Genomic DNA, 14448 nt, shown 5'->3' with positions numbered 1-14448 from the left:
CTCGCGGCGCGCGGTGCCGTTCGTGTTTTCGGCGCTTCGCTCAGCGCAGGCCCACGCGCTTGCCCAGCTCGTGCGCCAGCGCGCGGAGTTCCTCCACGCCCGCCGCCTGGGGGCTCGTGTCGAACACCACTTCGTAGCCCAGCCCCGCCTGGTTGATGGACTCGGAGCGCGGAATCCGCGAGCGCAGCACGGGCACGGAGGATTCGCTGAGCGCTCCCTCCATGGCCTCGTTGGTGGCGGTGGTGCGCCGGTCCCACAGGTTGACGACGGCGACCAGCTCGCCGCCCTGCTCCCGCACCTCGCGCCACGCGGTCTCGATTTCGCCCAGGCCCTGCAGCGCGAAGGCCCCGGTGGGCACGGGGGCCACGACGAGGTCCGCCGAGGCGAGCACGGCCTCGGTGTACGCGCCGATGCTCGGCGGTGTGTCGGCGAGGATGACGTCGGGCGTCCAGCCCAGGGTCTTCAAAGCGCGGGGAATGGCCTGGAGGCGGTGACCCCATTGGAACAGCTCGCGCTCCTGGGTGGCCATGCGCGGCGCGGCGGGCGCGATGAAGAGGCCCGGCCGCTTGGGCGAGGCCACCACGACCTGCGCCAGCGTGTGCTTGGGCCGGGGCCCGAGCGCGTCGCCCACGCACGGTCCTTCGCGGCTCTCCAAGCCCAGCACCAGCGACGCGTGGGCCTGCGGGTCCAGGTCCAGGAGCAACACCTGGCGCCCGGCATCCGCGAGGGCCGCCGCCACATGCGAGCACAGCGTCGTCTTCCCGACGCCGCCCTTGATGGTGGAGAACGCAATGAACGCCATGGCCCCGGTCTATACCGGACGTCCCACGGGGAGAGAAGCCACGGGGCGCCATGGCGCTCGGGCGGTCAGTTCACGCCCACCTTGCACCCCGGAACGGCGCGCCGGAACCGCTCGATTTCCTCGGGCGGCAGCGTCGTCCAGTAGAGGTCCAACGTCCGCAACCACGGCATCCGGAAGAGGACCGGCGGCAGCGCCGTCAGGGGCGTGGATTGCAGGTCCACGAACGTCAGGCGGCGCAGACGCTCCAGGGAGTCCGGCAACGTCTTCAGGCCGGTGCGGTTCAGGTTGATGGACTCGAGTGATTCGAGGTCCCCGATTTCCGCCGGCAGCTCGGTCAACTCGGGGTTGAACGACAGGTCCAGCTTCTTGAGCTTGGAGAGGCGGCCCACCTCTGGGGGCACCTGCTGGATGCCCGTGGTGCGCATCCAGAGGGATTCCAGTTCGGTGAACTCGCCAATCACCGCGGGCAGCGCCCCCAGCTTGCGGCCGTTGAACAGCAACTCCTTGGAGTCCCGAGGAAACGTGTCGAACAGGGCCGCCGGGCTCTTCGACGCGGCGGACGCCTTGGCCTTCGCCTTGATGGGGAGCGAGGCCCCCGCGAGGTCTGGAGGTTCCTCGGACGTCGCGCCCTCCTCCGCTTCATCCAGGGACTCGGACATCGCCTCCAACGCCTCCGCGAGCCACGTGGAGAACGGCCCCAGCTCCTCCACCGGGAGGCTGTCCTCCACGTTCCACACGGCGAGCGCGTCACTGTCGGCGCTCTTGCCGAAGGCGAAGCCGTTGATGTCCTCGATGTCGTGGGCGGCGAACATCACGAACGCATGAACGTGAGTCCCCGCCTCGCGCTCCGTTCGGACCTCATCCCACTGGCGGTCGGGAACCCCGGTCTGCTGGGAGAGGCCCACCTGCCAGCGCGGAGGGAGCAACGCCAGCGTCGAAGACGTGCCCGTCAGCCACCGGTACCCCAGCGCCTGGACCAGCTCCACGTACTCCGCCGGCAGCAGCGGCGCCGGGTCGAATCCGGTGGAGAACGGCATCACCCGAGGCTCCAGCGCCTCCGGATACTTGCCGGCGGCGCCCTTCCCCAGCACCTGGACGGCCTTCTTCTCCACCCGCTTCCACAGCGTCGCCAACGATACGGTCTTCTTCGACATGTCCCGGTGACTCCTACCCGCATCCCCCCTTCTCGAGGAAGGCACGCGGAGCGCGGCGGGCGGCCCCTGCTGACGGCGGAGTGGCGGCGCTTCGGGTGCTGGCCCTTCGGTGGTGACTGACGCCATCTGCCTGGTGACTGCGGTCACCGGCCCAACGCCTCACAGGGGGGCCTCGCAGCCACCGGCCTCATGTGAAATCAGCAAGTTACTGCATGCACACAAGGTGGCATGGGCGCTGCAATGAGACAGCGCATGGGCGGGACACACTCGCCAAAGCAGCACTCCTCGCTGTCAAAACCCTGGTGATCCCCATGCGCATCAAGCCCCCTTCCGTCTCCAAGCGTCCCGGTGCCGCGCAGCCCTCCGCCAAGCCGCCCTCCTCGAAGCCGACGGGGCTTGATCAGGACACCCGCATCCGCCGCCCGCCCGCGTCCGAGACCAAGCCCTCCCGGCCCTCGGATTCGTTCCAGACCTCGGGTGCGCCGAATCGGCCCAACGGCCCGTCGGCGGGTCCTCAGGGTCCCCAGGGTCCGGGTGCGCCGAACCGGCCCTCCGGCCCGTCGGCGGGTCCTCAGGGGCCCCAGGGTCCGGGTGCGCCGAACCGGCCCTCCGGCCGCGAGATGATGTTCCAGACGGTGGCCGACCTGGGCCCCATGGCGCTCCAGACGGCGGCCGAGATTGGCCCCATGGCGCTCCAGACCTTGAACACCTTCGGTCCGGCGGCCATGGCACCCCCGATGGGCGGATTTGGTCCGGCGGCCATGCCGCCGCCCATGGAGGCCTTCGGTCCGGCGGCCCCGCCCATGGGTGCCTTTGGTCCGGGCGCCGGTCTGCCCCCCATGGGCATGGATGCCTTCGGTCCGCCGGCGGGCCTCCCGCCGATGGGCTTTGGCCCGGCGGGTATGCCCCCGCCTCCGATGGGCGCCTTCGGCCCGGGCGCCGGTCTGCCCCCCATGGGCATGGATGCCTTCGGTCCGCCGGCCGGTCTCCCGCCGATGGGCTTCGGCCCGGCGGGTATGCCCCCGCCGCCGATGGGCGCCTTCGGTCCGGGCGCCGGTCTGCCCCCCATGGGCATGGATGCCTTCGGTCCGCCGGGCCTCCCGCCGCCGGGCGCCTTCGGTCCGGGCGCCGGCCTCCCTCCGATGGGCGGCTTTGCTCCTCCGTCGTCGGCGCTCCCGTCCGGGAACATGCCCATGGGCGCGCTCGCCCCCATGGGTGAGTTCGAGTCTCCGGTCCTGACGCGGCCGCCCGAGACGGCGTTCCGGGTCGGTGGCCAGATGACGCCGCACTCCGTGCCGGCCAGCTTCGCGCCCCGCGGCGCGCCCAAGCTCGAGGACGCGAAGAACCTCAAGCCGGCGCCCGAGCCGGAGTCCTCCGGGAACGGCGTCCCGAGCGCCAAGGACAAGCGCCCGGCCGGCGACAAGCGGACGGCCGCGCAGATCGTCGACGACACCCCCGTGCTGAAGAGCCTGGGCCGTCAGAAGGACATCAAGTTCGAGCAGCTCTGCAAGCAGACGGGCATCGACCCCAAGCTCGACCTGAAGGACGCGAAGCAGAACCCGGACGCCGTCTACCGCCTGGCCAAGGTGCTGGAGTTCATCGACAGCGCGAAGGCCTCCACGGGCGATGACCGCTCCAACAAGGTCAAGAACGGCAAGGGCGACGGCAACATCGAGGGCATCACCAAGGACGGCGATGCGCGCCACGGCACCGAGGCCGGCATGGTGAAGGACTTCGCCGAGAAGGGTTACTCCTTCCTGGGTGAGCACCAACTGCCGACCACGAAGGACACCCACGTGAAGGCGGACGGCAGCAACAAGGACAACTTCCAGTGGTTCGCGGGTGAGGCGGGCAAGCACCTGTGGTTCCTGCCGGGGGTCAGCAATGTCCTGACGGGCATCGGCAACTCGGAGGGTGGCGTCAAGGGCGTGTTCGAGGGCGCCGCGAAGGGCTACCTCAACACCATCAAGGGCGCCGCGGAGGGTGTCGCCGGGGCCTTCACCAAGGGCCGCATCAACCCCGCCTCCCTGATCTTCGGCGCCGCCACGGGCGCGCTGGCGAACACCGAGGCCGCGCCGCAGCCGGTGAAGGACATCGCCAGCATGCTGTAATCCCGAGACACATCGCGGGATTGAAGACGTCCCTCGGAGCTGATTGAGAGGCCCTGCCAACCGGCAGGGCCTTTTCGTTTAACACGGGCCTCGCGATGAGTATCGCGGGGCCTTCGTGCATGAAGCCCCGAATCACAAGCAACGCGTGCTGCTTGGGGGGACGGGCACGGGATCACGAGCAACGCTCCAGGTGGCTCCCAAGCGCGAGCAGAGTGTTGGTTGTTTATGGCTTTGAAACCCCCATGCCCGGTGAGTGACATGGCGCGTTCATCGTGATTGGAGGCATGCCGACCGGCCGCTAAATTGAGTTTGCTGCCGTCTTGGCTGGCAGCGCAGCCGGTGCCTCCGACATGAAAACCAGAAATGACCTTATGGGTTTAGGTATACTTGCGCTTGCAATCGTCTTCCCCGCATCCGTGTCCGCACAGACAGGCGTGCGCGCCAAAAGTGCCAGTCCGGGGCCGAGCTGGGGATACATCGACAGCGTCGGCCCCTCACACTGGGGAGAATTGCCTGGGGCGGACGCCTGCTCCATGGGACAGCATGAAACGCCCATTCCCTTGGTGAGTGCATTGGCCGAACCGCAAAACGGCCCCGCTCCATCATTCTACTATCGCACCAGCCGCGTAAAAATGAGGCACACTGGGCACACTGTCGAATTCGCCTATGACACCGGAAGCGAAGTTCGCGTTGGCACCAAGCATTACATGCTGAAGTCGTTCCATTTCCACACGCCAAGCGAGCATGTCGTGGATGGTATGCGCCATCCCATGGAACTGCATATCGTCCACGAGAGTCCTGACGGCGAGCACCTGGTCGTGGGTGTGTTCATGAAGGTGGGCATGACCAACGCCGCGCTGTTTCAAGCGTTCCAGAATCTACCCTGGACCGTGAATGATGAACACGCACCGCGTGGCGCGCTCATCAATGTCAGCAACTTATTGCCTCGAAAAACGAGCTACTTTCAGTATCGAGGCTCACTGACAACGCCGCCCTGCACGGAGGGAGTCGAGTGGTACGTGATGCGTCATCCAGTCGAACTGGCTGACGCACAGATTGCCGCCTTTCAGCGCCTACCCTACATCAACCCCAACAACCGGCCTCTTCAGCCAATCAATGGGCGCGTCATCTATCTTCGTGACCCATAGGTTCCCTCTGGATTGAACCCCGTGCCATGTCGGTCCGCAGCGCGGTTCCAGAGCGCCACGGGCCACCAACCACCTGCGTTCCGAAGCCTGCTCCAGGAGAACATGCCGCGACCATGTCAGCCGAAGCTGAACGGCAACAAAACGGCCGGGCGCGGGGCACCGCAGGGCACTGTCGTGGATACTATCGCTCGCGGCTTGCGCCGCGAAGGGCCCGGCTTGGAAGCGACCAGGCACTTCTGAAAAACCCAGGAGACCGGGCTGTGTCCATCCTCATTGTCGAAGACGAGTCGAGGGTCCGGGCATTCATCGCGCGCGGACTGCAGGAAGAAGGCTTTCGCGTTCGGGAGAGCGCTGACGGGCTCCAGGCACAAGAACTCCTTCACACCGAACGCTTCGACCTCATCGTCCTGGACTGGATGCTTCCCGGACTCCCGGGGTTGGAGCTGCTGCGGGCCATGCGGGCCCAAGGCGACAACACCCCCGTCCTCATGCTCACCGCGAAGGACGCCGTCACCGACCGCATTCTCGTGCTGAATGCCGGCGCCGACGACTACCTGGTCAAGCCATTCTCCTTCGAGGAGATGCTCGCGCGCATCCGAGCCATCCTCCGTCGCGTCGTTCAGCGTGCGGGCCCGCTGTTGAGCCACGCGGACCTGACCCTGGACCCTTCCACGCGAAGGGTGACCCGCGCGGGAGAGACCATCATCCTGACGGTACGGGAGTTCGCCCTGCTGCAGTTCTTGCTCGAGCATGCGGGCGAGGTGGTGTCGCGAACACGCATCGTCCAGGCGGTGTGGGAACACGACTTCGAGACCTTCTCCAACGTCGTCGAGGTCTACATCCGTTATCTCCGGACCAAGGTGGACGCCCCCTTCAAGCTCAAGCTCATTCACACCGTGAGGGGCGTCGGGTACGTCCTTCGGAGTCAGAAATGAGGCGGCCGCTCACCCTGCGCGCCCATCTGACGCTCTTCTTCGCCAGCGCGGTGCTGGGAACGCTCCTGCTCTACGGCGGCGCGGTGACGGCGATACTCGTCTGGGGCGAGTGGCGTGAGCGCCTCGAGCGGCACTCCGCTCCAGCCGAAGCCACGAAGCAGGCGGACGAAGAGGGCCTCTTCGATGAGGCACTCCAGGCGCTGGGCGCCATGGCCCTCACGGCGCCCCTCGCCGCGCTGGGAGCGGCGGTGCTGGGCAGCGCACTGGCCCGTCGCGCGATGGCGCCCCTCCGAGATGCCAGCGAGCGCGCCCGCGCGGCCCGTGCCTCCAAGCTGGATTTGAGCCTCCCGGTTCGAGGGAATGGAGACGAGTGGGACCAATTGGCCTCGACCCTGAACGAGCTCCTCGCGGATGCTCGCGCCTCCTTCGAGCGCATTCGCGCCTTCACCTCGGATGCCGCGCACGAATTCCGCACGCCCCTCACGGTGATTCTGGGTGAGACCGAGGTCAGCTTGAGGCGGGAACGAACACCCGAGGAGTACCGTCGTTCGCTCGAGATCGTGTTCGAGGAGACGCAGCGCCTCGCGCGGCTCGTGGATGAGCTGCTTCAACTGGCACGCTCGGATGCCGGAGCACGCGTCATGAACACGGAGCCGCTCGACCTGTATGCACTGGCACGCGAGGCCCTGGAGCAGACGCGCCGGCACGTGGCGGCGCAGGCGCGCAGCCTGACGTTGGAGCTCGTGGGCGCCACCACACCCATCCACGGGAACCCCATCCTCCTGACCAGACTGCTCGAAAACCTGCTCGACAACGCGCGCCGCCATGCACGGTCCCATATCCGCGTGGAAATCATCACCACCGGCAGCGAAGTGCTCACGACAGTGAGCGACGACGGCGTGGGAGTGGACGCGGCCTTTCTGCCGCGCCTCTTCGAGCGATTCGCCCGCGCGGATGTGTCACGAAGCACGGAGGGGACGGGGCTGGGACTCGCGCTTTCTCGCACCATCGCCGAGGCCCACGGAGGAGCACTCGCCTACCAGCGCCGCGGAGAGGAGAGCCACTTCACCTTTCGTCTGCCCTTGTCGAGTGGGCCTGCCGGCGAGCCAGTTCGCTCTTTGCCCGCCATCCCTGGCAAGACCACAACCTGAAGGTCGTCACCACCCGAGCGCCTCGATGCACCGTCACCGGCGGCAGCTCCCGGACTGAAGCGCAATGCATGTCGAGGCGCGAGCCGGCATCCCGCAGCGGCTGACGCATGTCCGCGACGATGATGGCGTCCCTCGCCGGAGGCACCTGCTCCAGCCAGTAGGAATAGGCGAGCCCGTCGCCGCCCAACGCGGAGTCAGACTGCGTCTCCGGTCGCCCCTCCAGGTAGTAGGCCAGCTCACTGGCGGTCTTGTAGCCCCACCCCACCACCAAGGGTGCCGGCTTTCCCGAGGAGTCGAGATGGCGTTGCACGGCCGTGGCCAACTCCCTCCAGCCGCTCACCAGATTGTCGCGCTCGCGGAACGGAATCCATGAACAGAGGGGCATCAGGTACATGGCCACCATCAAGACCGCTCCCATCCCCGTGCTGAGTCCCGCATACGCACGCAGGAGGTGCTGGTGGCGCAGCTTCCACGCGCCACCAGCGGCGGCGACCAGCAACCCGAGATAGGCGGGCGCCACCCAGTTCATCTTCACCCAGTGGAACGGGCTCACCAGGGTGAAGAGGAGCACGCCCGGCACGCTCGCGAGCGCCAGAAGACGCGTTCGCGCGTCCCCCCTCCACGCCTGGCGTGCGAGAAGGCCCGCCGTCAGCAACAGCGCAAGATAGAGCAACGGCCCCACGGCCACGGACTGAAGCCCCACATATCGGCCCACGAGGTAGCCGTGGAAGCCATCCATCGTCTGGGCACGTCCCATCGTCTGGAAAGCGAACGAGGCCCAACCGTGCGCGTGGTTCCAGAAAAACACCGGCGAGAAGACCAGGACCGTGAGGGCAAAGCCGACATACGGATGCGCCGTGCACAAGGCCTCGCGACCTCGACGAGTCACCAGCGCCGTCAGCAACACCTGCATCGGCAGCAGCGCCGCGGTGTACTTCGACAGCAGGCCCAGCCCACACAGCAGCCCCACCAGAGACCAGCGCCAGCCGAACCGGCCTGGCCCTCGCCCATCCGGCAACACCAACTCACAGAGCACCCGCAACACCGAAGCCCATGCAAGCACCAGGGGAACATCCGGCGTCATCACCACCGCGCCCAGCCCGAAAAGGACCGTGGTGTTCGCGGCGATGGCCGTCAACAGCCCCACTGCCGGTGAGTACAGCCGAGTGCCCAGGGAGTACAGGATGCAACTGAGCGCGGCCGAAGACAGGATGGCGGGCAATCGGAGCGCCATCTCCGAGTCCCCCAGCAAGAAGGAGGACAACGCCATCAACCAGGCGCACATCGGAGGATGGTCCAGATACGACCAGTCAAGGTGACGAGCGTATTGCCAGTAATATGCCTCCTGGGGGGCCAACTCCACCTGCCGAGCGTAGACAAGGCGGAGGAGCACCAGCCCCAATGACGACCACAGGACCCAGCGCCATCCCGCCACCCGGGAAATCTCCACGGACGCACGCGCCATCCGACACCTCTGCCCCTGACGCACGCGGGCACCCATGCACCGTGGCGCGAAGGAGTCGGTGATGTCATGCACGATGCGGGCGGGGCGTGTCCGCGAACCCAAAGCCAGATGAGAAGAATCTCATCCGGCTCTCATCCACGCCTCCAGGCCCGCGGCGGTGAAGCCGCGTCAGACGTTCAGCTTGAAACCGAGGATGAACGACGCACCAGCACATACGCTGCCGGCAACCCCACGAGCCCCAGCACGGTGGACAGGGACAATCAGGTCGGCATCACCCTGGCCCGCCTCAGAACAACGTTCCGCAGGCGGCGATCCGCTGAACCCGAAGCGCGGCGAGCTGCTCCAACGGCTCCGCCACGTCGGGCCCTTCGAGCGCGGCCACGGCGCGAGCGACGGCGTCCAGGGTGGACATCCCTGAAGGATGCGACGTCTCACGAAGCCGGAGCAGTCCCGGCTCGGGCGCTGGCAGGGCCAGGCGAGGGAGGGTCCGCAGTTCTGGGACCCGTTGCGTCATCCTCCGGGCCTGAGACCAGCTCGCGTCCAGGACCACCAGTTGGCGCGGCGGAGGGGCATCCGGCGGCGCCTTGGGGCCATCGGGATAGAGCAGCCAGGTCCCCGGCTCCGAGAGCAACTCCAGGTCGAAGTCCCCGCTGGGCGAGCCGTGGATGATGAGCTTCGAGTTCGTCAACGCCAGCGCGGCCACCCTGCCCGTGTTGCTCTTCTTCGCGATCTCCATCACGTGCTGAAGGAGGAGGATGCGCGTCCGCGTCCGCACCTGGGGAATCGCGTCACAGAGGCACAGGTGAAGCGACAGGTTGCAGCGCAAGCACCGCGGGCGGCTGGCGAGACGGGAAGACATCTGCCGACATTCTGGTCCGGCGGGAGATGGAACAGAAGCACTCCTTCCCCCACGCCAGCGCCGCCGCCCCAAGGCCCAGCGAGGAGGCGCGGTGACTTGACGGAGTGTGTCAGCCATGCCAACGCGCAGCGGAATGGTTCGTGTGTCGCGAGGCGCCAGACGCGACTTCCCCGTCAGGAAGCGGCAATGCGACTGCACGCCTCCCTGGAGGTCGACGGTCGCGAAGGGACACTTGTCGGCCCCGGAAGCATGCGCGAGGCTCGCGCCCCCATCCATCTCTCTCCTTGGAGGCTTCATGATCGTGCTGCGTTCCACGAGCGTCCTCGCCGCATGGCTGCTGCTCTCCCCCGGCTGCACGGCCTCGCGCCCGCCGCCTCCATCGGAACCTCGGGACATCCCCTCGGCGCGGGCCATGGCACCGGCCCAGGTCGCATTGCGAGCCTTCGTGGACGCGCATCTGGAGGAGCACTTCCGCCGCTCACCCCTCGCAGCAACGTCGGCGGGTGTGCACACCTACGACGGCGAACTGCGCAACTTCCGGCCCGAGGAGCGCGCAGAGCACCTCGCGTACCTGAAGGACCGGCTCGCAGCGCTGCCGAAGGCGGTGGACCGGGCCGCGCTGCCGCCGCTGGACAAGGCGGACTACGACATCCTGGAGAATCACCTCCGCTCACGCATCCTGGAGCTGGAGGTGGTGCGCACGTGGGAGCGCAATCCCAATGCGTACCTGGGCTTCGCCTCGAGCGCCGTGTTCCAGCTCATCAACCGCGACTACGCTCCGCTGGAGGAGCGGATGGGCTCGGCGGTGAAACGCATGGGGGTGGTGCCGGAGGTCTTCGCCGCGGCCCAGGCGAATCTCCAGAATCCGCCGAGGCTCTGGACGGAGATCGCGCTGGAGCAGGTGCGGGGAACGCGCGCGCTGTACGCGCAGACGCTGCCCCAGGCCTTCGCGAAGGTGAAGGACGCGGCGTTGCAGGAAGCCTTCAAGAAGGAGCAGGCCCGCGGCCTGGAGGCCATCGACACCTACGCGCGCTTCTTGAAGGAGGACCTGCTGCCGCGCTCCAAGGGCGAGTTCGCGATTGGCGAGGAGACGTACCGGAAGAAGCTCCAGTACGACGAGGGCGTGACGGAGAGCATCGACTCGCTGCTGGCCTGGGGCCGCGCGGAGATGAAGCGCTCGCAAGAGCAGTTTCACGAGGTGGCGGCGAGGCTGGCGCCGGGCAAGGCGCCCATGGACGTGTACCGCGAGCTGGGCAAGGACCACCCCGCCCCAGCGGAGCTGGTGGCGACGACGACCGCGACGCTGGAGGAGATCCGCCAGTTCCTCATCGACCAGCGCATCATCACCGTGCCCAGCGAGGTCCGGGCGCAGGTGGCGGAGACACCGTCCTTCAACCGGGCACTGTCCTTCGCGAGCATGAGCACGCCAGGCCCGTTCGAAACGAAGGCCACGGAGGCGTACTACTACGTGACGCCGCCGGACTCCGCCTGGAACGCGGATCAGACCACGCAGCACATGAGCTTCTACAACCGCTACGCCCTGCCCCTGGTCTCCATTCACGAGGCCTACCCGGGCCACTATGTGCAGTTTCTGTGGACGAACCGGGTGGAGTCGAAGGTGCGCAAGCTGATGGGCTCGGGCTCCTTCAGCGAGGGCTGGGGCCTGTACACCGAGCAGATGATGCTGGACGAGGGCTATGGCGGAACGGGTGTCCAGGCGGACCGGCTGCGGCTGAACCAATTGGCGCTCTACCTTCAACGGCTCGCGCGCTACGTGGCGGGCCTGTCCCTGCACACGCGGGGGATGACGTATGAGCAGGCGGTGCGCCTCTTCGAGGAGGAGGCGTACATGACGCGCATCAACGCCGAGCGCGAGGCCCGCCGGGGCACGTCGGACCCGACGTACCTCGTCTATGCGCTCGGCAAGAAGCTGTTGATGGAGCTGCGCGAGGACGCGAAGGCGCAGTGGGGCAAGGACTTCACCCTGCAGCGCTTCCACGACCAGGTGGTCTCCTATGGCTACCCGCCCGTGCCCATCGTCCGCAGGCTGATGCTGGGCGAGGACGGTGTGTCGTCGGCATCGCCCTGACCTGTCGATGGGATCACAATCCATGTCAGCTCTGCCGCGCGGCCTCATCATCGTCTGCACCATCGCCGCCGCGGCGTGTGGTGGCATCCGCAAGGACCTGGGTGAGGACGCGTACCTGCGACAGCAGCTCTACGACTACGGCTACGACATCGCCTTGGACACGCTCTGGGAAACGGCGAAGCAGATGGCCGAGTCCACCCGTGACGAATCCCGAAGTGAGGACGGCGTTCGGACCGCGGTCGTCGCCATCCGCCGGGCGAGCATCGGAGACGAGACGACGCTCGAGGTCCTGCTCATGCGCGGCTGGGAAGAAGGTGGACGCAGTTACGTGAAATTCTTCAAGGCGGAGCACGGCGCGTCCTTCCAGCCGCACGACATCAGCGCCCGTGAGGTGAACACGGAGCTGGACCTGCTTGGCCGCATCGTTCCAGCGGACGCGGCGAAGGTCCGACAGGGCGCCAGTCGCGCGGGCCAGCGTGCCCGATAACCCGCTCAGTGCATTGGTACGACGAGCACGCGTGGATGGCCGGAGACGATGTCGACCTCGCGCGTCTCCTCCTGACCGCTCCTGCGAACACGCACGGTGTGCCGCCCCGGAGGCAACGACAAACGGGCCACCTGGAACTCCGCCGGCAAGCTGAGCCAGCCCTGTTCCATCTGCGTCCCGTGTTCAACGGCGGAGCGCGCCAGGAGATAGCCTCCCAAGGGAGGCATGAGCACGAAGAGGGACAAAGCCCCTGCCCTCGCCCAGAGGTTGGGCTTTCGCGTCGTATCCACGCTCACGCCCAGGGAGCCTCGGCGCAGCAGGATGTTCTCCAGGGAGGTGACGGTCTCCGTGTCCCAGCTTCCGGAGGCGGTCTCGACACGGGCCTGCCCGCGACGCCATGGACGGGGACAGACGTTCCAGACCCGAGCCTCCTTCGCGTCTTCAATCACACAGCGCTCGGGCAGCTTGCCGGCTTCCACGACCACCACCAGCGCTCCGGACTCGCCCTCCCGAGCTGACGCGGCAGGGACAGGAATGGCCCGCTCCAACGCCTCGAGTTCAGGTCGACCGAGCCGGCGTGCCTCCGACAGCAGCCAAGGCTCCAGATGGGTCAAACGGGAAGGCGCTCCGGGCGGAGCGCTCCGGGTGATGCTCCAGGCGGCCAGATAATCGATGAACGCTGACGCCTCGTTCCCCGCCAGCTCATGCGCCAACCCGCTGACGTAGAGCCCGATGGCGCTCTGCACGAGGTAAGGGCGCAGCTCCTCGTCGAAATGAATGGCATGGAGATGCCGCTCCATCTGGATCTGGTGGCGCTCCTCGAGGTGACGCTGAAGCGTCAGTGCATTCGTCAGCCGCGCCTCGACAGCCGCATCTTCGGGACGGCCGAGCTGGAGGTAGTTGAGCGCATTGAGTGTGTGCAGCGTCTGGCGCTCCAAGGAGCCCATGCGCCAGGGGATGTTCCCCGTGAACTCTTCCGACAGCCGGACCCGCTCGTGGTCGTCCGCGAGTTCCGCCGCCCGGACCCACACCCGGCTGCTCGCGTCCCACGCACCCGCGCGGTGCAACAGGCCGCCCCGGTCGACCGCGACGAGCAATGGATCCAATTCCTCTCGCGCCGCGACGGAATCCAGCTCCGTCAAGGCCGCGTCATACTGTCCGACGTCCGCGAGCACGCGCATCTGTGCGGTCTGCCGCACATAGCTGGCGCGGCATCCCGACAGCACGGCGACAAGCAAGGCACCGACCCACAAACGTGTCAGTCGCGATGGATGAACGCCGCCCCTGGAGATGAATGCGCCCATCCCGCGAGGATAATGCGTTCAAGCCCCCCTTCATCAACAAGCCACGAAAACGACATCGCCCCCGGGCAGGCAGCCCCGGAGGCGATGGGACATCAGGCTCCACCTCGCGGCGGAACTAGATGATGGGCATGAAGACCTTGAAGCCGCTGCGGCCGTTGTTCGTGGTGTTCTGCTCGATGAAGTCGCTGGCGGACGAGCGGCCGTCGCCGGTGGTGATGGCGGTGTGGCCGTAGATGCTGCCCAGGCGCGACGAGGTCTTCTCCCAGGTCAGGACCAGACCCGGAATCTTCAGCGCCTCCTCGAGGGACATGTTGACCTGCTTGAACTTGTCGCGCGGCAGGTTGTCGTCGATCTGGTTGCCGTTGCCCCAGACCTTGAAGCCGAAGGCGTTCTGGATGGCCCGGCTCACGCCCGTGGCGCACAGGCCCTGGCTGTTGTAGCCGCCCATGCTCATCGCCGCCCGGCGGCCCGCGTCGGCCAGCCGCTGCATCGCGGGGGTCGCGCCGTTCGGCGCCACGCCACCGGTGCTGCGGACGTTCCCACCACCGGACGCACCACCCGAGCGGCGCGCACCACCGCCGCTGGAGCCGGAATCGAAGGAGTCTTTCCCGCTGTACCCGCCCGCCTTGCCGCTGCTGCCGGGCAGACGCAGGTTCGCGCCCGCGTAGATGAGGTCCGGGTTGGCGATGTTGTTGATGCGCGCCAGCTCCTTCACCGACGTCTTGAAGCGGACGGCGAGCGCGGAGAGCGTGTCGCCCCGCTGGATCTTGTAGGAGGAGCCGTTGGAGCGGTTCGAACGGATGGACGTGGACATTGAGGTATCTCCTGCCCCCATTGTCGGCAGGCGACCGCCGAAGTTGCGTCCGATTTCCCAAAAACTTGGAATCCGCCTCCCGCCCCTCTGAAGGCCGCCCGTCCCTGACATTTTCGTCACCTTCGCGTC

At 67.2% G+C, this 14448-nt stretch carries 12 protein-coding genes; 6 read left to right on the top strand and 6 right to left on the bottom strand.

Features of this window, described 5'->3' with window-relative positions:
• Positions 1–40: 40 nt before the first annotated feature.
• Together A176_RS14385 and A176_RS39335 are read right to left on the bottom strand one after the other, a co-directional pair.
• Positions 41–802 carry a ParA family protein gene (locus A176_RS14385; protein WP_002640737.1) on the bottom strand — a complete coding sequence of 254 codons (762 nt, stop codon included), beginning with the start codon at positions 800–802 and terminating at the stop codon, positions 41–43.
• 65 nt (positions 803–867) lie between these two features.
• Positions 868–1956 carry a leucine-rich repeat domain-containing protein gene (locus A176_RS39335; protein ID WP_002640738.1) on the bottom strand — a complete coding sequence of 363 codons (1089 nt, stop codon included), beginning with the start codon at positions 1954–1956 and terminating at the stop codon, positions 868–870.
• 311 nt (positions 1957–2267) lie between these two features.
• Here A176_RS39335 and A176_RS39330 point away from each other — a divergent pair, with 311 nt between their 5' ends.
• The 4 genes from A176_RS39330 to A176_RS14360 all read left to right on the top strand — a co-directional run bounded on the left by A176_RS39330 (position 2268) and on the right by A176_RS14360 (position 7301).
• Positions 2268–4067, top strand: a complete 1800-nt coding sequence (locus A176_RS39330) for a hypothetical protein (RefSeq protein WP_021780957.1) — start codon at positions 2268–2270, stop codon at positions 4065–4067.
• A gap of 350 nt (positions 4068–4417) precedes the next feature.
• On the top strand, positions 4418–5215 hold the full coding sequence (locus A176_RS37985) for a carbonic anhydrase (RefSeq protein ID WP_226994313.1): 798 nt from the start codon (positions 4418–4420) through the stop codon (positions 5213–5215).
• A gap of 260 nt (positions 5216–5475) precedes the next feature.
• Positions 5476–6150, top strand: coding sequence for a response regulator transcription factor (locus tag A176_RS14365; protein WP_002640742.1), 675 nt, complete (start codon positions 5476–5478; stop codon positions 6148–6150).
• Positions 6147–7301 (top strand): sensor histidine kinase, encoded by a 1155-nt coding sequence (locus A176_RS14360; protein ID WP_002640743.1) that lies wholly within the window; start codon positions 6147–6149, stop codon positions 7299–7301. Before A176_RS14365 ends, A176_RS14360 begins: the two co-directional genes overlap by 4 nt.
• Here A176_RS14360 and A176_RS14355 read toward each other — a convergent pair.
• Together A176_RS14355 and A176_RS14350 are read right to left on the bottom strand one after the other, a co-directional pair.
• Positions 7216–8766 carry an ArnT family glycosyltransferase gene (locus tag A176_RS14355; protein WP_158513088.1) on the bottom strand — a complete coding sequence of 517 codons (1551 nt, stop codon included), beginning with the start codon at positions 8764–8766 and terminating at the stop codon, positions 7216–7218. The genes A176_RS14360 and A176_RS14355 overlap by 86 nt on opposite strands.
• Before the next feature lie 286 nt (positions 8767–9052).
• On the bottom strand, positions 9053–9625 hold the full coding sequence (locus A176_RS14350; RefSeq protein ID WP_044889168.1) for a tRNA-uridine aminocarboxypropyltransferase: 573 nt from the start codon (positions 9623–9625) through the stop codon (positions 9053–9055).
• A 295-nt stretch (positions 9626–9920) separates the two neighbouring features.
• Here A176_RS14350 and A176_RS14345 point away from each other — a divergent pair, with 295 nt between their 5' ends.
• Together A176_RS14345 and A176_RS14340 are read left to right on the top strand one after the other, a co-directional pair.
• Complete coding sequence (locus A176_RS14345) at positions 9921–11714, top strand: DUF885 domain-containing protein (RefSeq protein ID WP_002640746.1); 1794 nt, start codon at positions 9921–9923, stop codon at positions 11712–11714.
• A gap of 22 nt (positions 11715–11736) precedes the next feature.
• Entirely contained in the window at positions 11737–12201 is a 465-nt protein-coding gene (locus tag A176_RS14340; protein ID WP_002640747.1) for a hypothetical protein, read from the top strand.
• Positions 12202–12206: 5 nt separating this feature from the next.
• Here A176_RS14340 and A176_RS14335 read toward each other — a convergent pair whose 3' ends face one another.
• Together A176_RS14335 and A176_RS14330 are read right to left on the bottom strand one after the other, a co-directional pair.
• A complete protein-coding gene (locus A176_RS14335; RefSeq protein WP_144429540.1) occupies positions 12207–13439 on the bottom strand; it encodes a COG3014 family protein in 1233 nt (410 codons plus the stop codon).
• 181 nt (positions 13440–13620) lie between these two features.
• Entirely contained in the window at positions 13621–14319 is a 699-nt protein-coding gene (locus tag A176_RS14330; RefSeq protein ID WP_044889167.1) for a LysM peptidoglycan-binding domain-containing protein, read from the bottom strand.
• Between the last annotated feature and the right edge of the window lie 129 nt (positions 14320–14448).

Source organism: Myxococcus hansupus, assembly GCF_000280925.3.
Classification (GTDB): domain Bacteria; phylum Myxococcota; class Myxococcia; order Myxococcales; family Myxococcaceae; genus Myxococcus; species Myxococcus hansupus.
Note: the sequence above shows the minus strand (reverse complement) of the source record. Positions and strands in the feature narration are given on the sequence as shown.